Raw genomic sequence first — 23426 nt, forward strand, 5'->3', positions numbered from 1 at the left:
CGGCATCGTGCGATCGATCGGGGAGCGGCGGTCGAGCACTCCCGAGGGATCGTCCGTCGTGAACATCGTCTTCGTCGCTTCGGAAGGCGTCCCGTTCGCCAAGACCGGGGGCCTTGCCGACGTCGCGGGAGCCTTGCCGCGGGCCGTGGCGGAACTCGGTCACACGACGTCCCTCTTCATCCCCTGCTACCGCAAGGTCTGGGAGACCGACCCCGAGCTGGTCGGCACCGGCATCCCCCTGCACGTCCCCGTGGGGGCCGCCACCGTTTTGGGGCACGTCTACGAGAGCCGCCTGCCCGGCTCCGACGTCCCCGTCTTCCTCATCGACCAGCCCCACTACTTCGACCGCGAGGGCTTCTACGGCCACCTGGGGCACGACTTCGAGGACAACTGCGAGCGCTTCGTCTTCTTCCAGCGGGCCGTCCTCGAAACGGTCGCCGCCCTGAAGCTGAAGCCCGACGTCTTCCACTGCAACGACTGGCAGACCGGCCTGATCCCGATCTATCTCCAGACGTTGTACCGGGACGTCCCCGAACTGGCCGGGGCCGGGACCCTGTTCACGATCCACAACCTGGCCTACCAGGGCCTCTTCTGGCACTGGGACCTGCCCCTGACGGGCCTCGACTGGGGCCTGTTCAACTACCGCGGGCTCGAATTCCACGGCAAGCTCAGCTTCATGAAGGCGGGCCTGGTCTTCGCCGACCTGCTCACCACCGTCAGCCCGACCTACGCCCGCGAGATCCAGACCCAGATGCAGGGCGCGGGACTCGACGGCCTGCTCCGCGACCGTCAGGCCGACCTCCGCGGCATCGTCAACGGCATCGACGCCCGGTCGTGGACGCCCTCCCATGAAACCATGCTGGCCGCGCGATACGACCTCGACACGGTCGAGTCCGGCAAGGCCGCCTGCAAGGCCTGGCTCCAAAAGCACGCCGGGCTGCCGGTCCGTCCCGAGGTGCCGCTCTTCGCCCAGATCGGCCGCCTCGACCCCCAGAAGGGCTGGGACCTGCTCGCCGACGTCGCCGAGCGGCTTCTGGCGCGGGACGTCCAGCTCGTCGTGCTGGGGACGGGCCATCCCAAGTACCACGACCTCCTCGAATCGCTGGCCCGCCGCCATCCCGGCAAGGTCTGGGCGTACCTGGGCTTCTCCGACGACCTGGCGCATCAGATCGAGGCCGGCGCCGACGTCTTCCTGATGCCCAGCCTCTTCGAGCCCTGCGGCCTGAACCAGCTTTACAGCCTGGCCCACGGCACCGTCCCGGTCGTCCACGCGACGGGCGGCCTCGTCGACACGGTCGTCGACCTCGACCCGACGAGCCTCGCAGAGGGCCGGGCGACGGGCTTCGTGTTCCGCGACGCCTCGCCCGCCGCGCTCTGGGGGGCCCTCGAACGGGCCCTCGACGCCTGGGGCGACCGCGAGACCTGGCGCAAGCTCGTCCGCGCGGGCATGTCGGGCGACTGGTCGTGGCATCGCAGCGCCCAGCGATACGTCGAGATCTACCGCGAGATCCAGCGGCGCCGTCACCCGCAGCTTGCCCAGGATCCCAGGGAGACCCCGGTCTCGACCTGATCCGGCGAAATCGCTTCAAGTCCTCCGTCCCACATTCCGAGCCTAACTAGCGTACCCTTCGGCGCACGCCAGGGACGGGCCGGAGTGACTTGGGCGAGGGACCGTGGAATGTCGGACGTCGCGTTGGCCTTGATGTGGCATCAGCATCAGCCCTACTACCCGGACGACGCGACCGGCGAGAACCCCATGCCCTGGGTCCGCCTCCACGCCGTCAAGGACTACCTGGGGATGGCCCTCCATCTCGAGGAGGTCCCCGAGTTCCACTGCACGATCAACCTCGTGCCCAGCCTGCTGCAGCAGCTCGAAGCGTACGTCGGCGGGGCGACCGACAAGCACCTGATCGTCTCGCGCAAGCCGGTCGACGGCCTCGACCGCGAGGACGTCTTCTACCTGCTCGACAACTTCTTCATGGCCTTCCCGGACTCGATGATCCGGCCCCACCCGCGGTACCACGAGCTGTACCTGCTGCGCTCGTCGTGGTCGCTCAGCGGCGAGCAGGCCCGGACGCGGTTCCGCCCCAGGGACTTCCGCGACTTGCAGGTTTGGTCGAACCTGGCGTGGTTCCACCCCCTGCTCTTCGAGAAGGACCCGGAGCTGGCCGCGTTCAAGGAGCAGGGCCGGGATTACTCGGAAGACGACAAGCAGTGGCTGCTCGACAAGCAGCGCGAGCTGCTGGGCCAGGTCGTCCCGCTGCACCGCAAGCTCGCCGAGCGCGGCCAGGTCGAGCTGACGACCACGCCGTACTACCACCCGATCCTGCCGCTCCTGCTCGACAAGAAGCTGGCGCGCGAGGCCATGCCCGAGGTCGCGCTGCCAGCGTATCGCGAGGGCTACCCCGAGGACGCCGAGGTCCACGTCCGCCGCGCCGTCGAGAGCCACATCCGGCGGTTCGGGACGGCCCCGAGGGGGATGTGGCCGAGCGAGGGGTCGGTCTGCCAGGCCCTCATCCCGCTGCTCGCCAGGCACGGCATCGAGTGGATCGCGACCGACGAGGAGATCCTCGGCTGTTCGACGGGGGGCGTCGTCGGCCGCGACGGCCGGGGGCACGTCCGCCGCCCCGAGCTGCTCTACCGCGGCTGGAACGTCCGCGAGGGGGATTCGCAGCTCGGGATCGTCTTCCGCGACCATTCGATGTCCGACCAGGTCGGCTTCCACTACCAGCGCAGCCCGGGGCCGATCGCGGCGGCCGACTTCCTGGCCAAGCTGCACGCCATCGGCGACGCCTGCCGCCACAACCCGGCGACGGTCGTCCCGGTCGTGCTCGACGGCGAGAACTGCTGGGAATACTACCCCGACGGCGGCGTCTCGTTCCTGCGGTCGCTCTATCAGGAGGCCGTCCGCGACCCCCGCGTGCGGCCCGTCAAGGTCGGCGACCACCTCCGCGAGAATCGGCCGACCGACACCCTCCAGCGGCTCTTCGCCGGCAGCTGGATCAGCCACAACTTCGCCATCTGGGTCGGCCACCCCGAGGACAACAGCGGCTGGGACGCCCTCCACGAGACCCGCGAGTTCCTGGTCCGCGAGCAGCAGTCGGGCCGCCACGACCCGGCGCACCTGGCCCGGGCCTGGGAGGAGATCTACATCGCCGAGGGCTCCGACTGGTTCTGGTGGTACGGCGACGACCACTCGTGCGCCCAGGACGCGCTGTTCGACCACCTCTTCCGCAAGCACCTGCGCAACGTCTACGCGTTCCTCGGCTGCGACCCGCCGGGCTCGCTGTTCAAGCCGATCTCGCGGGCCGCGAGCCCCCGGTCGGTCAACGACCAGCCCCGGAGCTTCCTCAACGTGAAGGTCGACGGCCGCGCGACGTACTTCGAGTGGATCGACGGGGCGCGCTACGTCTGCGGCAACGACCGCGGCACGATGACGCTGGTCACCCGGGGCCTGATGCACGTCGTCTGGTTCGGATTCGACGCCGAGCGGTTCCTCGTCCGGATCGACACCGAGGGCGCGCCGGCCGCCGAACGGCTGGCCGAGATCGACCGCCTGCGGATCGGCTTCGTCGACCCCGCCGAGCGCGAGATCGTCGTCGTCCAGCCCTGCCTGGAACGGCCCGTCGGCTACCTGAACCACGCGGGGCGTCCCTCGGTGAACGGCTCGACCGTCTCGGCCGCGACCGGGGCGATCTTCGAGCTGGCCGTGCCGCTGGATCGGCTGGAGCTGAAGCCGGGCGACCCGATCCGGTTCTACGTCGAGTTGCTCAAGGGCGAGTCGAGCCTCGACCGCGCCCCGCGGGAGGGGGTCTTCGAGCTGACCTCCCCCTCGCCGGATTTCGAACGGATCATGTGGCAAGTCTGACCTGAGCCAGGAAGGGGGAGACGGATGCCCGAGCTTCGGAAGGACCCGATCGTCGGCCGCTGGGTGATCATCGCGCACGAGCGGGCCCGCCGCCCCCACGACTTCAAGGCCGAGCCGACGAGCCACGCGCAGTCCAAGGTCTGCCCGTTCTGCGAGGGCAACGAGGACATGACCCCGCCCGAGATCCTCGCCTACCGAGACTCGGGCAGCCGCCCCAACGGGCCGGGCTGGCGGGTGCGAGTCGTCCCCAACCGGTTCCCCGCCCTGAAGATCGAGGGCGAGCTGGACAAGCGCGGCGACGGCATCTACGACCGCATGGCCGGCGTGGGGGCCCACGAGGTCATCATCGAGAGCCCCCGCCACCACGTCACGATGGCCACGCTCCCCGAGGAGAACATCCGCGACGTGCTGTGGGTCTACCGCGACCGCCTGGTCGACCTCAAGCGCGACCGCCGGCTGGTGCACGGCATGCTCTTCAAGAACGTCGGCGAGGGGGGCGGGGCGAGCCTGGAGCACACCCACAGCCAGCTCATCGTCACCCCCATCGTGCCGATCTCGGTCTGGGAGGAGATGACCGGCTCGCTGGAGTTCTTCAACTACCGCGGCCGCTGCATCTACTGCGACATGGTCCAGCAGGAGGCGGCCGTCGAGAAGCGGGTCGTCCTGGACACCCCGCACTTCACCGCGTTCTGCCCCTACGCCAGCCGCTTCCCGTTCGAAACCTGGATCGTCCCCAAGGCGCACGAGAGCCACTTCGAGAACATCCCCAAGCCGGCCGTCGACGACCTGGCGCACGTGATGCACCAGGTGCTCAACAAGCTGGAGCTGGCGCTCGACGCGCCGTCGTACAACTACATCGTGCACACCGCTCCCTTTGACCATTCGGGGCTGCCGCACTATCATTGGCATGTCGAAGTGATCCCCCGATTGACCAAGGTCGCGGGGTTCGAGTGGGGCTCGGGGTTCTACATCAACCCGGTCCCGCCCGAGCACGCGGCGGCCTTCCTGCGCGAGGTCGAGATCGCGACGTCCCACCCGGGCGTCGCCGCGCGGGAGCGGACGTCGGGGGGTCGGCCTCAGCCGCTCGCGTCGAAGGTCCCCTGAGCGACAGTGGATCGACGCCGATCCGTGGCCCCCGCGGGACGCGCGATGGACCTATCTACCGGCCTTGTCGCCCCGCCCTCCCGGCGCAATCCCAGGCCGTTCCCCGCACGAGACGTCCCGCCCGGAAGATTCTCCGCGACCGCCCCAGCTTCACGCCCCTCGTCGCCACGGCCGGCGGCGGGGGGAACCGGCCCCCACGAGGCACCTCCATGTCGAACCTGCGCCTGATCCTCGCGCTGCACAACCACCAGCCGGTGGGGAACTTCGAGGGGGTCTTCGAGGCCGCCTACCGCGACAGCTACCTGCCGTTCCTGGAGGTCTTGGAGCGCTATCCCGAGATCGCCTTCGCGCTGCACACCTCGGGGCCCTTGCTGGAATGGCTGGTCGACCAGAGGCCCGACTACGTCGCGCGGGTGCGGGCGCTGGTGGAGGCCGGGCGGGTCGAGATCCTGGGCGGCGGCTACTTCGAGCCGATCATGACGATGATCCCCCACGTCGACCGCGTGGGCCAGATCCGGGCCTTCTCGGCCTATCTGCAGGAGGTCCTGGGCGCCAAGGTCCGGGGGATGTGGACGCCCGAGCGGGTCTGGGAGCAGCACATGGTCTCGGCGATCGCCGAGGCGGGCGTCGAGTACACGGTGCTCGACGACTTCCACTTCGAACGCGCCGGGATCGCCGGCGACGACCTCTTCGGCTACTACCTGACCGAGGACGAGGGCCGGCTGCTGAAGATCTTCCCGGGGTCGGAGACGCTCCGGTACACGATCCCCTTCCAGGAGCCGCACGCGACCTACGAGTTCCTCCGCGGTCTGGCCTCGCGGCGTCCCGGGGCGACGGTGGTCTTCGCCGACGACGGCGAGAAGTTCGGCTCGTGGCCCGAGACCTACAACCACGTCTACACCCGCGGCTGGCTGACCCGGTTCTGCGACATGATCGTCGGCAACCGCGACTGGCTGACCTCGACGACCCTGGGCCGCACGGTCGACGCCACGCTCCCCCTGGGCAAGCTCTACATCGCCGACGGCTCCTATCGCGAGATGACCGAGTGGGCGCTGCCCCCGGCCCGGCACCACGCGTACGAGCAGGCGGCGAAGCTGGTCCGCCAGCACGACCGCTCGACCGAGATCCGCCCCTTCGTCCGCGCCGGGGGCTACTGGCGGAACTTCAAGGCCCGCTACCCCGAGAGCGACGAGATGTACTCGCGGATGCTCGGCCTCTCGCGACGGCTCGCCGACGTCGCCGCCCGCCCCGAGGTCGACCCCGACTACCTGGAGGCCGCCCGCCGCGAGCTGTACCGCGGCCAGTGCAACTGCCCCTACTGGCACGGCGCGTTCGGCGGCCTGTACCTGCCCCACCTCCGGGGGGCGATCTACCAGGCCCTGATCGCCTGCCACGACGCGCTCGACGAGGCCGAGGGGAAGACCGGCCCGCGGGCCTCGCTGGAGATCGGCGACTTCAACCTCGACGCCCGCCAGGAGGTCCGGATCGAGAACGACCGCCTCATCGCCTTCGTCCGGCCCGCCCAGGGGGGGCACCTCTACGAGCTGGACGTCCGCAAGGCCGGCGTAAACGTGCTGGCCACGCTCGACCGCCGGCCCGAGGCGTACCACCAGACCATCCTCGACGTCATCCGCGCCCGGGGCTCGGCCGAGCACGACGCGGCGCACGCGGGGGTCGAGGACCGCGTCGTCCTGAAGCAGGACCACCTGGACGACCGGATCGTCTACGACGACCACTCCCGCAAGGCCCTCGTCGACCACTTCTACCCGCTCGACGTCACCCTCGACGACCTGACCTCCTCGCGCGACGTCGAGCGCGGCGACTTCGTCACCGGGGCCTACCTGGCGCGGGTCCGCCGCGAGGGCCCGAAGGTCGGGCTGGTGATGGAGCGGCCCGGCGTCGCCGACGGCCGGCCGATCCGGCTCCGCAAGACGATCGAGGCGGCGGCCGGCTCGTCGACGCTCGAGATCCGCTACGAGATCGAGGACCTGCCGCCCGACGTCTGCCTGCACTTCGCCGTCGAGATCAACCTGGCGGCGATGGCCGGCCACGCCGACGACCGCTACTACGCGACGCTCGCCGGCGAGAAGCTGGGGATGCTCGACGCCCGCATCGACCGGCCCCACATGGAGGGGCTGACCCTGGCCGACGAGTGGCTCGACCTGGCCGTCGACCTGGGCTGGACCAAACCCTGCGGCCTCTGGTGCTTCCCCATCGAGACCGTCAGCCAGAGCGAGGGGGGCTTCGAGGGGGTCTACCAGTCGTCCGCGGTGATCCCCCACTGGCACGTCGTCGGCGACGAGTCGGGCCGCTGGGAGGTCGCCGTCACGATGTCGTTCGACGCGTGCAAGCCCGCGGCCGAGCCCGCGCCCCAGCGTCGGGCGAGCCTCGCCGAGGTCTGAGCCGAGCCGAGGAGTCGCGCATGTTCTGGCCGTTCCGGCGACGCCCGACGCCCGAGCCCCCCGAGCGCCGGGCGATCGACGCGGCGGCGATCGTCCGCCGGGCGCGTCGGCTGCGGTTCCGCGTCCGGCCGGAGAGCGTCCTGCAGCTCGCCGGCGCCTACCACGGAGCGAGGCCGGGCGAGGGCCTGACGTTCGCCGAGCTGCGCGCCTACGAGCCCGGCGACGACGTCCGCCACCTGGACTGGAACGTCACCGCGAGGCAGGGCCGGCCGTTCGTCCGGCGCTACGTCGAGGAGCGGTCGTTCGTCCTCTGGCTGGTCGTCGACGCCTCGGCCAGCATGCGGTTCGGCCGCGAGGGCCGCACCAAGGCCGACCGCGCCGCGCAGGCCGCCGCCCTGCTGGCCACGGCGGCCGTCCACAACGGCGACCGCGTCGGCCTGCTGATCGTCAGCGACCGGATCGAGCTGGAGGTCCCCGCCGGCGGCGGCGTCCGGCACCTGGCGCAGGTCGTCCGCGCGCTGGTGGCGACGCCGACGACCTCGCGGAAGACCCACCTGCCGGCCGCCCTGCCCCGGCTGCGGCGGACCTCGCGGAGGGCGATGCTCGTGGTCCTGAGCGACTTCCCGGCCGACGAGCCGATCGGCGCCTGGCGGCAGGCCAGCCGGCGGCACGACGTCGTCGCGGTGCGGATCGTCGACCCGCTGGAGGAGGACCTCCCCGACGTCGGCCTGCTCGCCGTCCGCGACGCCGAGGGCGAGGGCCGGCTCACCGTCGACACCCACCGCCCGCGCCGCCGCCGCGTCTACGCCCGCCGCGCCGAGGAGCACCGGCAGGCGTTCGTCCGCTGGTGCACGTCCGCCGCCATCGACGGCCACGACATGTCGACCGAGACCGAGCCGCTCCAGACCCTGATGGAAGTCTTCGAGCGCCGCGCCGCGCGTCGGAGCCGGCCGTGAACGGCCTCGTCGCGCAGGAACCCGAAGAGGTCCCCCGGACGGCGACGATCGTGCCGCCCCGCCCCAACCTCGGGCCCGAGCCCTGGCGCGACGACTCCGCCCCCTGGCTCGTTCCCGTCGCCATCCTGGTCGCGGCCGGGCTGATCGCCGCGACGGTCCTGCGCCGGCGGCGACGACGCGCGAGCCTTCCCGCGACGGCCGGATCGCCGGCGGCGGTCGACGACTCGCCCGAGGGCCGGCTGCTCGCCCTCTGCGACCGCCTCCGCGCCACGCTGGCCGCGCGGCTGGGGCCGTCGTTGCGGGCGCGAACGACCGAGGAGGTGACGGCCGACCCCCGCGTCGCCCAGCTCCTCGGCGACGACCGCGACCGCCTCGCCGCCATCCTGGTCGCGGGCGACCGCATCAAGTTCGCGCGTCGCGAGGCCGCCGAGGGGATCCTCGACCGCCTCCCCGAGTGGACGGCCTGGGCGGCCTCGCTCGACGCCCGCCGCGAAACCACGCGTCGTCAGCCTCCGTCGCCGTGAACCTGGTCGCGGCCGAAGCGGACGCCGACGTCCGCCCGCTCCGTGCGGCCGGCGTCCGCCGCGACCCGGAACCGCCAGGTCATCGCCGGGCCCAGGCGCTCCGCGGGGATCGGCTCGCTGACGAGCACGACGTCCTCGACCGCGCCGGGATCCAGGGTCGGGAACTGCTGTTCCTCGATCGTCCAGGCGCTCCCCGCCGCGAGTGCGAACATGCCGATCCGTCCCGCCGGCGGCGCGTCGATCGCGAACGCCTCGCCGTCGCGTAGGTCCTCGGCGGCCAGCGGCTGGAGGGAGTCTTCGGTCGCGAGGTTCTTCAGGCGGAGCGTCAGGGCGAGGCAGCCGTCATGATCGCGCACCAGATTCTCTTCGCCCAGGTTTCGGCTCGTCCGCACGCTCCGGTGCAGGACCATCAGGGGCGTGATCTCCAGGTCGCCGACGACGATCGGCTTGCCCAGGGAGGTGAGTCGGCCGGCCGGGACGTCCGCGACCGCCGCCGAGGAGGCGGTCGGCGCAGTCGGCTCGACGGCCGGGCGGCGGGGGGCCGGGGCCTCGCGCGCCGGCACGGCCTTCGGCGTCGTCCGCCCCGACCACAGCAGCCAGGCGAGGGCCAGCGTGACGGCGCTGGCGTAGCTTTTGAGGATCACGCTCGTCCACGAAGCGCCCTCTTCCCGTTCGCGCCTCGGCCCGGCGGCCGCGTGCCGGGGCGCCGTCTCGACGCCGATGTCCAGGCCGTCGGCCGACCGCAGGCGGGGCGCCGCGCCCGGCGAATCCTGGGCGGCGGCCCGTTCCAGGTCCCAGGAACTCGACCCGCCGAGCATCGGGTCGGGCTGGGGCAGCTCCATCGACGAGGAGAGCATGGCGCTGATCTCGTCGGTGGTGCGCGAGTCGAACGGGTCGGACGACGAGCGGCCGGGCCGGGCGGATTTGGGTCCCGGCGGGGCGTCGGGGTCGTCGGAGCGGGTGCGAAGCTCGTCGGAGGAGCGGGGCGTTCTGGGGCTCATGGACGATTCCCCCGGACAGCCGCGGACGTCGCGGCTTCAGGACCTGGGACGCAGCCAGACCGTCGTGCCGGGCCCCGCCGAGAGCAGGCGTCCGGCGTCGCCGTTGACGACGGCGACCTCCACCCAACCGCTGCTGCCGAGCAGGGCGATGAGGCCGCCCGGCGAGCTCTCGCCGTACGTCCTCGCCACGCCCTCGATCCGACGCCCGCCGATCTCGACGACCCAGGCGTCCGCCGGCCGCGCCGCGAGTTGGGCCTCCTTGATGTTCGTGATCAGGTTGCCGAAGGCGTCCTTGAAGATGACCTCGCCGATGCAGCCGTTGTCGGCCGGCGTCGCCTCGAAGTTGCGGATCGTGACGAACCGGGTCGTGGTCGGGCCCAGTTCGTCCGGGTCGCCCCCCTTCAGCAGGTGGGCGGCGGCCGGCGCCAGCACGTCGCGGCCGTGGAACGTGGGCGCGATCTCGCGGCGGGCCAGGGCGCGGTTGGAGACCTCCCAGGCCCCCTCGACACCGTGCGCGTGCGCCACGCCGGTGATCAGGCCGTTGTCGGGGAGCACGAACCACTGGCCCGCGGCCTTGATCGCCAGCAGCCGGCGTCTGGTCCCCACGCCGGGGTCGACGACGGCCAGGTGGATCGTCCCCGGGGGGAAGGCGGCGACGATCCCGTCCAGGACGAAGGCCCCCTCCAGCACGTTCTGGGGGGCGATCGAATGGCAGACGTCGACCATCGTCACGCCGGGCGCCAGGCCGAGCAGGATGCCCTTCATGGCCGCGACGTAGGGCCCTTCGAGGCCGAAATCGGTGGTGAGGGTGACGATTCCCGGTGTCATGCGGCCTCCGCTGATCGTCTCGCTCGCGCCTCTTCTTTTCGCCTTATCGATATCGATGGGTCAGGGTCGCGACGCCTCGTGGGTCGCGGTGATCTTCGACGTGATCCCGCCCCGGGGGTTGAAGTGGCCGACCACCGTCATCCGCCGCGGCCGGCACGAGGCCACCAGGTCGTCGAGGATCGTGTTGATGGAATGCTCGTAGAAGATGCCCCGGTTGCGGAAGTCGCCGAGGTACAGCTTGAGGCTCTTCAGCTCCAGGCAGGTCTCGGCCGGGACGTAGGCGATCACGATCGTGCCGAAGTCGGGCTGGCCCGTCTTGGGGCAGACCGCCGTGAACTCCGGGCAGGTGATCTCGATCTCGTAGCCGCGATCCGGGAACTGGTTGGGGAACGTCTCCACCGCGCCTGGCATGTCGATCGGGTCCTTCGCCGGGGAACTCTCGCCTGGGGGTCCGCACGCGGCCGACGCACGGGGCCGGCCGGCCCTTCGCTCCCATTCTAGGCTGCGCCGGCGGCGAAGCGTAGTCGTCCCGGGGCCGGATGCGGCCCCTCCGGGCGGGATTTTCGCGCGGCGGAGGGTCGGGGCGGCGTGGTATGATGGGCCCTTCGCCGGCCGGGTCCGGCCCGGGACCTCGGCCCTCCGGAGGAGGCGTCGTCGGACGTCGAGGCTTTTCGTTGGCAGCCCCCTTGATTCCCCGGCGGTTTTTGCTAAATGTGTTGGTAACGCAGGTTTCTGGCCTCCGCGGGCTCGTGTGCGCCTTTCGCGCCCCGCCCGGGGGCTTCGCGTGCGGGACCGACCTGTTCGCTTCCCAGTAATTCGAATGACCTGGTGCGGTTCCGCCCCCGACAGGAGTTTCCCGATGTCCCAAGGCCCTCGCCGTCTCCTCCGCCTGGAAACCGTCGACGGAGTGACCGTCGTCAGCTTCGTCGACACCAAGATCGTGACCGAAGAGCAGATCCAGGAAGTGGGCGAACAGCTTTACAGCCTGGTCGAGGACGAAGGCCACAAGAGCCTGCTGCTGAATTTCGGCAACGTCCAGTACCTCTCCAGCGCCGCGCTGGGCAAGCTGATCAACCTCAAGAAGAAGGTCTCGGCGGTCAAGGGGAAGCTCAAGCTCTGCTGCATCCACCCCGATCTCCTCGAAGTCTTCCGGATCACCCGCCTCGACCAGGTCTTCGAGATCTATCCCGAGGAGCAGACGGCCCTCGACAAGTTCTGATCCCGGGGCTCGCACGCCCTGCGTCCGCGTCCGACAGCCCCCGCGCTGGGGCGGGGGTCGACCCGACGATCGAGCGATTTCCGGCGTGGCGGTCTCGCGCCCCCAGGGGGACGCGGACCGCTTTTTCGTTGGCGGAGCGCTGATGGCCGATCCCGCGCCGACACCGATGATGCAGCAGTACCGCGAGATGAAGGCGCGCGACCCCGACGCGCTGCTGCTCTTCCGGATGGGCGACTTCTACGAGATGTTCGGCGACGACGCCGTCCGCGCCTCGGCCCTGCTCGGCATCGCCGTGACCACCCGCGACAAGGACAAGGGCGACCAGGCCGTCCCCATGGCCGGCTTCCCCCACCAGGCGCTCGAGACCTACCTCGCCAAGATCGTCCAGGCCGGCCAACGAGCCGCCGTCTGCGACCAGGTCGAGGACGCCCGATTCGCCAAGGGGCTGGTCAAGCGCGACGTCGTCCGCGTGGTCACGCCGGGCACGCTCACCGACGAGGCGCTGCTCGACCCCCGCGCGGCCAACTACCTCGCCGCCGTCGTCGAGTCGGGCGCGCGGATGGGCCTGGCCTGGGTCGAGCTGTCGACCGGCCGGTTCTCGCTGACGAGCCTCCTCCGCACCGAGCTGGCCGACGAGCTGGCGCGGCTCGACCCCGCCGAGACGATCGCCTCGGAGCTGGCGGTCGACGCCCCCTGGCTCCGCGCGCTCCGCGGCCAGCAGTCGCACCCCGTGACGATCCGGCCCTCGTGGGACTTCCAGCTCGAACAGGCGCGGAAGACCCTGTTCGAGCAGTTCGGCGTGGCGACCGTCGAGGGCTTCGGCGTCGACGACCGCAGCCCCGAGATCCAGGCCGCCGGCGCGCTCGTCGCCTACCTCCGCGAGACCCAGAAGTCGGCCCTCGGCCACATCGCCCGCCTGACCCCGTACCGCCGCGCCGAGGTCCTGGCGCTCGACGAGACCACCCGACGCAGCCTGGAGCTGACCAAGACGCTCCGCGAGGGCAAGCGCGAGGGCTCGCTGCTGCAGGTGATCGACCGCACCGCCACGCCGATGGGGGCGCGGCTGCTGTCCGAGTACGTCACGTCGCCCCTGACCTCCCCCGCCCTGATCGAGGAGCGGCTGGCCGCCGTCGACGAGCTGTTCCAGGATTCCGGCCTCCGCAACGACCTCCGCCAGGCGCTCGGCGAGGCGTACGACCTGGAGCGGCTCGCCGCCCGCGCCGCGACCGGCCGCGCCACCCCGCGCGACCTCTGCTCCCTGGCCCGCACGCTGGCCCTGCTGCCCCGGGTCAAGGCCCGGCTGGCCGCCCGGCGGTCGAAGCGGCTCTCCGAGCTGGAGGCCGCCATCGAACTCTGCCCCGAGGTCCGCTCGGCGATCGAGACGGCCCTCGTCGACGACCCGCCGCTGGCGATCAAGGAAGGGGGCCTCATCCGCCCCGGCTGCCACGAGGAGCTTGACCGCCTGCGGTCGGCCTCGAAGGACGGCAAGTCCTGGATCGCCCGGTACCAGTCCGAGCAGATCCGCCGCACCGGGATCGCGGGGCTGAAGGTCGGCTTCAACAACGTCTTCGGCTATTACATCGAGATCTCCCACGCCCAGGCCCAGCGCGGCGAGATCCCGGCCGACTACATCCGCAAGCAGACGGTCAAGAACGCCGAGCGATACTACACGCCCGAGCTGAAGGAGTTCGAGAACGAGGTCCGCAACGCCGACGAACGCGCCAACGCCCTCGAATATGAATTGTTCCTGGCCCTCCGCGACCGGGTCTCCGCCGACGCCCCGCGTCTGATCCAGGCGGGCTCCGCGCTGGCGCAGGTGGACGTCCTGGCGGCGCTCGCGGAGCTGGCCGCGCGGCAGGGCTACTGCCGGCCCGAGGTCGTCGCCGAGCCCGTCTTCGAGGTCGAGGCCGGCCGCCACCCGGTCCTGGACGCGATCCTCCCCCGCGGCGAGTTCGTCCCCAACGACACGATGCTCAGCCCCGAGAAAGGGGACCTGCTGCTGATCACCGGCCCCAACATGGCGGGCAAGAGCACGTACATCCGCCAGGTCGCGCTGATGGCGATCCTCGCCCAGATCGGCGGCTTCGTGCCGGCCCGCCGGGCGAAGATCGGGGTCGTCGACCGCCTCTTCGCGCGGGTGGGGGCGACCGACGAGCTGTCGCGGGGCCAGAGCACGTTCATGGTCGAGATGACCGAGACGGCCAACATCCTCAACAACGCCACGAAGCAGAGCCTCGTCATCCTCGACGAGATCGGCCGAGGCACCAGCACGTTCGACGGCGTCTCGCTCGCCTGGGCGATCACCGAGCACCTCCACGACGTCGTCGGCTGCCGGGCGCTCTTCGCCACCCACTACCACGAGCTGGTCGAGCTGGAGAAGACCAAGCCCCGGCTCCGCAACGCCAACGTGGCGGTCGGCGAGAGCCAGGGGGAGATCGTCTTCCTGCACCGGATCGCCCCCGGCGGGGCCGACCAGAGCTACGGCATCCACGTCGCCCGGCTGGCCGGCGTCCCCGGCCCGGTCCTCGACCGCGCCCGCGAGATCCTGGCGTTCCTGGAGAAGCAGCACGGCCCCGACCCCGGCCTCCCCGAGCCCGAAGGGCCGATCCGCCGCAAGGTCAAGTCCGGCCGCGCCCTCCAGGGGAGCCTCTTCGCCTCGCTCCCCGAGCCCATGCTCGCCGAGCTGCGCCAGGTCGACCCCGGCGCGATCACCCCCGAGCAGGCTGTCGACCTGCTGAAACGCCTCCGCGAACTGGCGGGCTGACCGACCATGGACCACACGCCTCTCGAACTCGACCCCCGTCGGGCGGAATGGCAGCGCAGGCTCGGCCGGCTCCGGCTCGACGCCGAGCCGCTCGACGTCCAGCTCGCCCGCCACCGCGGCGTCTGCTGGGCCCTGACCGCCGTCACGACGGCCATCGGCGCCGCGTTCGTCGCGCTCTTCGCGGCCTTCGAACGCCCGGGCGTGGGCCTGGCGCTGGCGGCCGCGTTCTGGGTGCCGATCGTCGGCCTGTCGTGGCGGGACCACGCCCGGCTCGCCCGCATCGCGAGGGCGTATCAAGACGAAGAGGCCGGGCGGACCTGAACCCGCCGGCGTCGCGGAGCGTCGGAAACGAGGGCGCGATCCGGTCGGCACGTTGACGAGGATTCTCGATGATGCAATCGACCGGCGTCCCCGAGCCAGCCCCTTCGCCCGCCGCAGCTTCGGCCCGCCTCGAAGGCGTGGACCTGCTGCGCGGGCTGGTCATGGTCGTGATGGTGCTGGACCACACGCGCGACTATTTCGTCGACCCGACGATCGAGCCCACCGACCTGACCCAGGCGTCGCCGGCGCTCTTCCTGTCGCGCTGGATCACCCATTACTGCGCCCCGACGTTCGCGCTGCTCGCGGGCGTGGGCGTCCGGCTGGCGGCGAATCGGGGGACGGACTCGGGCTCGCTCGCGAGGCTCCTGCTGACGCGGGGCCTCTGGCTGATCCTGCTGGAGGAGACGGTCGTGAAGCTCGGCCTCTTCTTCCGGTTCGACCCCAACTTCTATCTGGGGCTGGTCCTCTGGTCGATCGGCGGGGCCTTCATTTTGCTCTCGCCGTTCGTGGCGGCGCGGGCCTCGGCGTGGCTTATCGGGGCGATCGGGCTCCTGATCGTCGTCGGCCACAACGCCCTGGACGCGATCCCGCCCGACGTCGGCGGGGCCTTGCGGCCCGTCGTGAACTTCCTGTTCCGTCCCGGCGTGATCGCGCTGCCGGGGGGGATGCGGGCGTTCGTCGGCTATCCGCTGTTGCCGTGGTTCGGGGTCGTGGCCGTCGGCTACGGCCTGGGGGGCGTCTACCGGCTCGACCCGCGGCGGCGTCGGGCGATCCTCGCGACGGCCGGGCTGGCGGCGATCGGGCTCTTCATCGCCCTGCGGGCCTCGGGCGTTTACGGCGACCCCCAGCCCTGGAACCGCGAGGGCGACGCGACGCGGGTCGCGCTGGAGTTCCTGAACTGCACGAAGTATCCGCCGTCGCTCCAGTTCCTGCTCATGACCCTGGGCCCCGCGCTCTTGGCGCTGGCGGCGTTCGACCGCGGCGCCGGGGCGCTCGGCAAGCCCCTCGTGACGCTCGGGCGGGTGCCCTTGTTCTTCTACCTGCTCCAGTGGTACGCGGCCCACGGCCTGGCGCTGGTCGTGGCCTTCCTGCGCGGCGAGCCGACCGGCTGGCTGTTCGTCGGCTCCTTCCCCTTCGAGCCCCCGCCGTCGTGGCCCTACAGCCTGCTCGCCCTCTACGGCTGGTGGATGCTCGTGCTGGCGATCCTGTACTTCCCGTGCGCCTGGTTCGCGGGATACAAGGAGCGGCACCGGGGATCGGCCTGGCTCGCTTACCTCTGACGGATCGCCGGGAAACGAAAAAGGCCGGATGAAAGGAGGACGGCCTCTCGGCGTCTCCCCTTCATCCGGCCCTGGTCATCGCTTTACGTGTCGGTCACCAGCCGCGGGCGGAGCCGGCTCCGACGCAGCCGAGGGCGTCGGCCTCGTCGTCGTCGGCGTCCGCGTCGAAGTCGAGCCGCTCGGTCCACTCGTCGTCGGGCGCGGTGGACTCCAGCTCGACGCGGAGCCGCTTGCGGGCGGTGTGGAGGCGACGCTTGACGGTCCCGATCGGGACGTCCAGCTCGTCGGCCATCTCGATCAGCGACAGGTCGCGGATGTAGAAGGCGACGAGGGTGTCGCGGTCCAGCGCCTTGAGGCGGCCCAGCGCCTGCCAGAGCCGCTCGGCGCGCTCGCGGGCGATCAGGGCGTCGATCGGCTCCTCGACGGCCTCGAAGGCCCCTTCCAGGACGGACGACTCGACCGTGAACGGGGCCGACCGCCGCGTGACGTGGTTGATCGCCATGCGGACGGCGACCTGCCGGAGCCAGCCGGCGAACCGCTCGGGCTCGCGCAGCTGCTCCAGCCGCCGCATCACGTGCAAGAAGACCTCCTGCGTCAACTCCAGGGCCTCGCCGACGTTCCCCAGCCGGCGCAGGGCGATCGCCCGGACCGTGGGCTCGAACTGCTCGACCAGGCGGCCGAAGGCTTCGCGGTCGCCGGCCTGGGCGCTCCGGACCAGGGCGGCGACCTCGACCCAGCTGGGAGTCTCTTCCTCTCGCGTCTGCATCGTGGCGAACAAGGGATCCACCTTCCCCGCTCCGGGGGGCGGCCGGCGACTCGCGCCATCGGGCCCGTCTTCACGGGTCCGACTTCGTAGGGCGAGCTTCCGGCGACGTCACGAACCTGAAACGCTCGCGGGCGGACGCGAAACGGCCGGACGGGCCTCCCGGAAGATCCGGAGGGCGACCGAGGGCCTTCGCGCGTCGGGACGCGGCGACGCTAAGCCTGCGCGGCGCGGTGCGACCGGTTCGAGTTCAAGAAACCCGATTCCGAAGGCACCCGCGCCGAGTCGTCTTTCGCCGGATCGATCGGCCGGCCTCGGGTGGAAGGGACGGGACGCGGCGTCGAAGAGTCGGGGCCGGGCCCCTCTCCTCACGCGTCGCCCCGCCGGTCCTCACCGGCGGCGAGCCTCTTTCTCCAGGACGTTCGACTCGTTAGAACCCGGCGGTCGCCGCTATTGCAGCGATCCTCGCCGTCCGACGACTTGCGGCCCCAGCCGCGCCGGCCTTACCCTCTTGACCCAGGCCCCGGCCGAGCCGGGGCTTGGTAGCGACGATCCGCTCCGAGGCGGAAGCTCGTCGAGATCGGGAAGACGGGCGGGAAGCGACCTTAGGACTCGCGGAGGAACGGCATAGCCGCAACCTCCGCCAGCTAAGGGCCGTTCCGGGGGACGCGTCGGCGGCGGCCGGCGACTTCGGAGCTTCGCACGCCGTGAGGCATGGCGTTTCCGTCGTCGCCGGGTCGGTAATCGGCGGCATGGGATAGGCGACTACGAAGGGGTCGCCTACGCCGAAATCCGCCATATGGTTGCGCATGACGTCTTGATGGGCGTGACGGATGCGCAGGGCCGTACCGTTGTTGACGTTCGCCACGACGGCGAACGACCGCGTCCCGAGATTCAGCCGGTTGGAAAGAGCCGACAGCGTCAGGTTGTTGCGGTTCAACATGGCAGTACCCTCGCATCCGCCTTCAGGTGGGGCGGGATCAGGTGGTGGGGCTTCGTCGTGATCGTCGCTCGTGCGGCCCGGTCGATGAAACCGAGGCCGGCGGCCGCGACGGCGGCGAAATCCCACGTGGAAGGGACGGTTCCTGACCGTCCCGAGAGCGTTCACCGAGCCGGAGGCGTTCGGCCTCCGGGTCTCGATGGGACCGGGCACGCGCCCGAATCCCTAGGTTGCTGCGTTCGCTTCGCGAGCCGACCTTCCGGCCTCCCGGTCCGTGCGTAGCTCGCACGGTCGGCTTTCGGGAGATCCCGTGGTCGATTCACGGCCGTAGACATCTTAACTCGGGAACAAGTTCGCGCGAAATCGAAAAATTCGTGCGAGAAACGTGCGACCCCCGAAAATGGAAGTTGCCACCCCGGGCCGATCGCGCCGGATAATGGCGAAAAGTCCGCGCCGGGGCGGACGATCCGCATGGTCCTCGGGAACGACGGGATGACCGCGATCGCCTGGCGACGAACGGCCTGGGTCCTCGGCTGCTGCGCGGCCGCCCTGGCGGCCTGGGCCTGGTTCGCGACGAGGATCGCGCCGGGCCTGTTCGCGACGGCCTACGCCGGAGAGGGCTCGTCGCCGCTGGACCGCGCCCTGCGGCTGTTCGGCGGCCCGCGTCCCCTCAAGGACGTCCTCGGGCTGTGGGAGGTGGCGACGCCGGCCGTCGCGGCCGCGCTGATCGTCCACGCGGCGCTCGTGCTGGCCATCGGCCGCTGGGGTCGTCGCGACGGCGCGGCGAGCCCTCGCGACGCCCGGCTCGACCGGGCGACGTCGGCCGTCCTGATCGTCGTCAGCCTGGCCTTCCTGCCGGCGACGGTCCTCTGCGGCGCCGTGCAGGACTATTACCTCTACCAGCAGATCTGGGGCGAGGTGCTGCGCGGCCACGACCCCTGGTATCTGGTCGTAGGCAGCCCCATGGGCTCCTACTCGCTCAACGCCTACGGGCCGCTCTACAACCTGCTGGCCCTGCCGACGCTCTGGAACCCCCTTGGCCCCAAGCTGATCTTCGCCGCCGCGTATTGGTTCTTCGTCGCCTGGCTGATCCTGGGCCTCGGCCGACGGCGCGGCTTGCCGGCCTGGGCGGGGCTGGGGCTGGCCCTCTGGTTCGCGTCGCCCTTCGCCTGGGTCGAGATCGCGTACTTCGGCCACTTCGACGTCCTCGTCGGGCTCCTCTGCATCGCGGCGGCCGAGGCCCGGGTCCAGGACCGCTGGGCCTCGAGCGCCGTCTGGCTGACGTCGGGGGTCCTCCTGAAGTTCTTCCCGGGCGTGCTCGCGCCCTTCCTGGCGCTCGATCGCGGGCGGATCCGCTGGGGCTACCTGGCGGCGGCGGCCGGCCTTCCGCTGGCGGGGATGGCGACCGCATGCGCGATCTGGGGGGCCTCGGTCTTCCGGCCGATCACGCTGGCGGTCAACCGCGAGTCGGCGGCCCTCTCGATCTTCCGCGTCCTGCGCGGGAGCTACACGCCCATCGGCCGCGACGCGCTCTTCTTCACGCCCGACGAATACGCGACGCCGCTCTTGCTGCTGGCCCTGTTCGGGGCCTGGCGGTGGACGCGGCGGACGGGCTTCGGGACGCTCGCCTCGTGCGTGCTGGCGGTCGCGACGACGTTGCTGCTCTACAAGGTGGGGTTCCCGCAGTACTACATGGTCCTGTTCCTGCTCGCCCCGTACTGGTTCGTCCGCGACTACGCGACCCTCACGCACCGGGGATGGCTCGCGGCGGCCTACGCGGCCGGCTTCGCGCTGGTCGCCTGGTTCGACGTGCGGATCGCGCGCGAGTCGGTCCACATCATGGTCGACTGGGTCGGCCTGCCGATGTTCGTCCTGATGCTCGCGTTCATCGCGGCGATCGCGGCCGCCGGCCCCCGCGAGGGCGGCGGCGAGTCCTAAATTAGGCATCCCTGGGAATTCCCCCTCAACGCCGGGGATCGAAATGGCGATCGATCCGGCGCAGAGATTCGGTCAGGGCGCGACGAAGGTCGGGAATCGTCGCGTACCGGTCGGCCGGGTCCTTCGCCAGGCAGCGATGGACGATCTCGTCGATCCGTCCGGCCTCGCGGGCGAACCGGCGCGAGATCGCGGGGACGATCGAGGGCGGGTCGGCCCGGCAGTGCTGGCGTTCCAGCTTCGCGACCGTGTCGCCCCGGAACGGGAGCCTTCCCGTCAGCATCTGGAACAGCACGATGCCGAAGGAGTAGACGTCCGCGCGCACGTCGGCGGACTTGGCGTCGTGGAACTGCTCGGGGGCCATGTACGGCAGCGTCCCGACCATCACGCCGGTCCGCGTCAGGCGGGAGACGGCCCCTTCCGGGATGCTCGTCCGAGAGAATGGGACGTGCTCGATCGTCGATTCCGGGTCCAACGTGGATTCCAGATTCGTCTCGGCGGGGACCGGTCTCGAGGGCCGGGGCGGGGCGGGAAGGCCGGTGAGTCCACTCGCCGCGCCGGCGGGCTCGCTCTCTTCAGGGGGCGGATCGAGCCGAGGACGGACGCGGGGAAACGTCTCAGGGACCCGGTCCCGGGGGTCGTCCCAGATGATCGGCCGCTCCTCGAACGACTCGTCCAGGGGGATCGGCTCGTCGGCCCGCTCGGGCCCGGCGCCGATGATCTCGTCGCGGATGCCGGCGAGGCCGAAGTCGGCGATCTTGAGGACGCCCGCCCGCGTGAGGAGGAGGTTGGCGGGCTTGATGTCGCGGTGGCACCGGAGCCCCTGACGGATCGCATGCTCCATGCCCAGGCAGAACTCGAACCCGTGGCGGAGGGCGCGGGGCGGGTCGAGTTCCGGCGTCCCGATCCGCCGCCTCAGGTCGCCGCCGGTGACGAGTTCGAGCAGGATGTGCGGACGGCCCTCGATCTCCTCGACCGCGTAGGCCTGGACGACGTTCGCGTGGTTCCCGAGGTGGACCCAGAGGTGGCATTCGGAGGAGAACCGCGCCCCACGTTCGCGATCGAGGAACAGCTCTTCGTGGAGCGTCTTGAGGGCGATGATGGGCCGATCGGCGGTCCCCAGGCGGTCCTTGACCGCATAGACGACCCCCATGCCGCCCTGGTTGACCTCGAAGATCTCGAATCGGTCGGCGATCCAGTCCCCGACCTGCCTGATGCCCGGCATGTTGGACTCCCGGGTCGGCGATCCGCCCACAATCTCGATCCGATCATCCCCGGAACGGCCGACGGGCCCGGACCCGGTTCGATTCGCGAGAAGGGGCCTAGCCGATCTCGGATTCGGGCACGGCGACGGGGGTCATCGGGATGCTCGACGCGTGCTCGATGGCCAGCTTCTGGAACTCGACCTGGCAGCGGACGGCCGGGGCGTCGGGCTTCGGCTTGAGGCGGCGATACGTGCCGTCGGCCTGCAACTCGCGGGTCTTGACGTTGTCGGCCAGGGCGATGGCGAGGATCTCGTCGATGACGCGCGAGCGGAGCGCCGGGGCCTCGATGGGGAACATCAACTCGACGCGGCGGCGGAAGTTGCGGGGCATCCAGTCGGCCGAGGAGAGGAAGACCTCGGGCTCGTCGCCGTTGGCGAAGTAGGCGATGCGGGAGTGCTCCAGGAACTTGTCGACGATGCTCCGGACGGTGATGTTCTCCGACGCGCCGGGGACGCCCGGGCGCAGGCAGCAGATGCCCCGGACGATCAGGTCGATCTTGACGCCCGCCTGCGACGCCTCGTACAGCGAGGTGATGATCCGGGGGTCGACCAGCGAGTTCATCTTGGCGACGATCCGCGCCGGCAACCCGGCCAGGGCGTGGTCGGCCTCGCGGCGGATCAGGGCGGTGAGGCGGTCGGCCAGGTTCATGGGGGCGATCACCAGCCGCTTCCAGGCGTGGCCCTGCGAGTAGCCGGTCAGCAGGTTGAACAGGGCGCTGGCGTCCTCGCCGATCTCGGGGCGGCAGGTGAAGTAGCTTAAGTCGGTGTAGAGCCGGGCCGTGGTGTGGTTGTAGTTGCCGGTCCCCAGGTGGACGTAGCGGCGGATGCCGTCGTGCTCGCGGCGGACGACGAGCGCGGCCTTGCAGTGGGTCTTGAGGCCGACGATGCCGTAGACGACGTGGACGCCCGCCTTCTGGAGCATCCGGGCCTTGTCGATGTTGTTCTCCTCGTCGAGCCGGGCCTGCAGCTCGACCAGGGCGGTGACCTGCTTGCCGTTCTCGGCCGCGCGGGCCAGCGCGGTGATGATCGGGTTGGAGTCGGCCGTGCGGTAGAGCGTCATCTTGATGGCCAGGACGTTGGGGTCCTCGCTGGCCTGCTCGATGAGCTGCACGACGGTGCCGAACGACTCGTACGGGTGGTGGACCAGGAAGTCCTGGTCGCGGATCGCCCGGAAGACGCTCTTGCGGCCGGTGAAGGCCGGGGGCATCTTGGGCTCGAAGGGGGGCTCGCGGAGGTCGCGGAAGCCTTCGAGCTTGTACAGGCCGCCCAAAACGGTCAGGTCGACGGGCCCGGGGACCTTGTAGACGTCGCGCTCCTCCAGCTCCAGGGCCGAGGCGGCCAAAAGTTGGGCGAGGAAGTCGGTGTCGGCCCGCTCGGAGATCTCCAGCCGGACCGGGGCGCCCCACTTGCGCTGGCGGAGCGTCTCCTCGATGGTCGAGAGCAGGCTGCTCTTGACCTCGTTCTCCTGGATCGAGAGGTCGCTGTTGCGGGTGGCGCGGAAGGCGACGCGCTCGACCGTCCGGTAGCCGCCGAAGAGCGAGTCGAGCCGGGGGCCGATCACGTCCTCGAGAAGGACGAACTTCTTGCCGCCCCCCTCCTCGTCGGGCAGCGGAACCAGCCGGCTGATGACCGAGGGGACCTGCAGCACGGCGTAGAGCAGCCGGCCGTTCTGGTGGATCGACTCGATCCGCAGCAGCAGGTTCAGGCTCTTGTTGTGGACGTGCGGGAACGGGTGCGCGGGGTCGATCGCCAGCGGGGTCAGGACGGGGTAGACCTGGACCTGGAAGTAGTCGTCGAGGAAGGCGACCTGGCTCTCGGTCAGCTCCTCGGGGGTGCAGATGCGGATCCCGTGCTGCTCCAGCTCGGGGCGGACCTCGTGCAGCCAGACGTCGTACAGGCGGGCGACGAAGTCGTGGGCGCGCTTCGAGATCTCCAGCAGCTGGGCGAGCGGGCCCATGCCGTCGGGGGGCGGGTCCTGGGGCTCCAGGCTCTCGTAGAGCTGGGCCTGGAGGCCGGCGACGCGGACCTCGAAGAACTCGTCCATGTTCGACGAGCAGATGGCCAGGAACTTGAGCCGGTCGAGCAGCGGGTTGGAGAGGTCGCGGGCCTCCTCCAGGACGCGCTCGTTGAATTCGAGCCAGCTCAATTCGCGGTTGATGAACAGGCTGGAGTCGACGGCGACCGCCGGGAGGGTCTGGCTCGTCGAGGGGCCGTTCTCGGGGGGGGGGTTCTTCGTCTTGCCCACGCGATGACCACC

General features: G+C 70.9%; 17 protein-coding genes. 11 read left to right on the forward strand and 6 right to left on the reverse strand.

Features of this window, described 5'->3' with window-relative positions; translation table 11 throughout:
• The first annotated feature begins 58 nt into the window (after positions 1 to 58).
• The 6 genes from glgA (at position 59) to PZE19_RS10275 (ending at position 8854) form a co-directional block, all read left to right on the forward strand.
• Entirely contained in the window at positions 59 to 1570 is a 1512-nt protein-coding gene (gene glgA, locus PZE19_RS10250; protein ID WP_277860518.1) for a glycogen synthase GlgA, read from the forward strand.
• A gap of 108 nt (positions 1571 to 1678) precedes the next feature.
• On the forward strand, positions 1679 to 3868 hold the full coding sequence (locus PZE19_RS10255; RefSeq protein ID WP_277860519.1) for a glycoside hydrolase family 57 protein: 2190 nt from the start codon (positions 1679 to 1681) through the stop codon (positions 3866 to 3868).
• A gap of 24 nt (positions 3869 to 3892) precedes the next feature.
• A complete protein-coding gene (galT, locus tag PZE19_RS10260) occupies positions 3893 to 4972 on the forward strand; it encodes a galactose-1-phosphate uridylyltransferase (RefSeq protein WP_277860520.1) in 1080 nt (359 codons plus the stop codon).
• Between the two features lie 209 nt (positions 4973 to 5181).
• Positions 5182 to 7374 carry an alpha-amylase/4-alpha-glucanotransferase domain-containing protein gene (locus tag PZE19_RS10265; RefSeq protein WP_277860521.1) on the forward strand — a complete coding sequence of 731 codons (2193 nt, stop codon included), beginning with the start codon at positions 5182 to 5184 and terminating at the stop codon, positions 7372 to 7374.
• Between the two features lie 20 nt (positions 7375 to 7394).
• On the forward strand, positions 7395 to 8330 hold the full coding sequence (locus PZE19_RS10270; RefSeq protein WP_277860522.1) for a DUF58 domain-containing protein: 936 nt from the start codon (positions 7395 to 7397) through the stop codon (positions 8328 to 8330).
• Positions 8327 to 8854, forward strand: a complete 528-nt coding sequence (locus tag PZE19_RS10275; protein WP_277860523.1) for a hypothetical protein — start codon at positions 8327 to 8329, stop codon at positions 8852 to 8854. The genes PZE19_RS10270 and PZE19_RS10275 overlap by 4 nt, the downstream gene beginning before the upstream one ends.
• Here PZE19_RS10275 and PZE19_RS10280 read toward each other — a convergent pair.
• The 3 genes from PZE19_RS10280 to queF are packed head-to-tail and all read right to left on the reverse strand — an operon-like array spanning position 8836 to position 11094.
• Positions 8836 to 9855, reverse strand: coding sequence for a hypothetical protein (locus tag PZE19_RS10280; RefSeq protein WP_277860524.1), 1020 nt, complete (start codon positions 9853 to 9855; stop codon positions 8836 to 8838). The two genes, PZE19_RS10275 and PZE19_RS10280, sit on opposite strands and share 19 nt — an antisense overlap.
• A 36-nt stretch (positions 9856 to 9891) precedes the next feature.
• Positions 9892 to 10683: an SAM hydrolase/SAM-dependent halogenase family protein gene (locus tag PZE19_RS10285; RefSeq protein ID WP_277860525.1), complete on the reverse strand. Its 792-nt coding sequence runs from the start codon at positions 10681 to 10683 to the stop codon at positions 9892 to 9894.
• Between the two features lie 60 nt (positions 10684 to 10743).
• A complete protein-coding gene (queF, locus tag PZE19_RS10290) occupies positions 10744 to 11094 on the reverse strand; it encodes a preQ(1) synthase (RefSeq protein ID WP_277860526.1) in 351 nt (116 codons plus the stop codon).
• A gap of 448 nt (positions 11095 to 11542) precedes the next feature.
• On the opposite strand from queF, the gene PZE19_RS10295 reads away from it, so the two are divergent.
• The 4 genes from PZE19_RS10295 (at position 11543) to PZE19_RS10310 (ending at position 16267) form a co-directional block, all read left to right on the forward strand.
• Positions 11543 to 11902, forward strand: coding sequence for an STAS domain-containing protein (locus tag PZE19_RS10295; RefSeq protein WP_165249713.1), 360 nt, complete (start codon positions 11543 to 11545; stop codon positions 11900 to 11902).
• 142 nt (positions 11903 to 12044) lie between these two features.
• A complete protein-coding gene (gene mutS / locus PZE19_RS10300; RefSeq protein WP_277860527.1) occupies positions 12045 to 14666 on the forward strand; it encodes a DNA mismatch repair protein MutS in 2622 nt (873 codons plus the stop codon).
• 6 nt (positions 14667 to 14672) lie between these two features.
• Positions 14673 to 14987, forward strand: a complete 315-nt coding sequence (locus PZE19_RS10305) for a hypothetical protein (RefSeq protein WP_277860528.1) — start codon at positions 14673 to 14675, stop codon at positions 14985 to 14987.
• 68 nt (positions 14988 to 15055) lie between these two features.
• Complete coding sequence (locus tag PZE19_RS10310; RefSeq protein WP_277860529.1) at positions 15056 to 16267, forward strand: acetyltransferase domain-containing protein; 1212 nt, start codon at positions 15056 to 15058, stop codon at positions 16265 to 16267.
• 94 nt (positions 16268 to 16361) lie between these two features.
• Here PZE19_RS10310 and PZE19_RS10315 read toward each other — a convergent pair whose 3' ends face one another.
• Entirely contained in the window at positions 16362 to 17054 is a 693-nt protein-coding gene (locus PZE19_RS10315; protein WP_277860530.1) for an RNA polymerase sigma factor, read from the reverse strand.
• A gap of 1387 nt (positions 17055 to 18441) precedes the next feature.
• On the opposite strand from PZE19_RS10315, the gene PZE19_RS10320 reads away from it, so the two are divergent.
• Positions 18442 to 19908: a hypothetical protein gene (locus tag PZE19_RS10320; RefSeq protein ID WP_277860531.1), complete on the forward strand. Its 1467-nt coding sequence runs from the start codon at positions 18442 to 18444 to the stop codon at positions 19906 to 19908.
• A 25-nt stretch (positions 19909 to 19933) separates the two neighbouring features.
• Here PZE19_RS10320 and PZE19_RS10325 read toward each other — a convergent pair whose 3' ends face one another.
• Together PZE19_RS10325 and ppk1 are read right to left on the reverse strand one after the other, a co-directional pair.
• Positions 19934 to 21130, reverse strand: a complete 1197-nt coding sequence (locus PZE19_RS10325; protein WP_277860532.1) for a serine/threonine-protein kinase — start codon at positions 21128 to 21130, stop codon at positions 19934 to 19936.
• Between the two features lie 97 nt (positions 21131 to 21227).
• Positions 21228 to 23414, reverse strand: coding sequence for a polyphosphate kinase 1 (ppk1, locus tag PZE19_RS10330; protein WP_277860533.1), 2187 nt, complete (start codon positions 23412 to 23414; stop codon positions 21228 to 21230).
• Between the last annotated feature and the right edge of the window lie 12 nt (positions 23415 to 23426).

It is taken from the genome of Paludisphaera mucosa, assembly GCF_029589435.1.
Lineage (GTDB): Bacteria > Planctomycetota > Planctomycetia > Isosphaerales > Isosphaeraceae > Paludisphaera > Paludisphaera mucosa.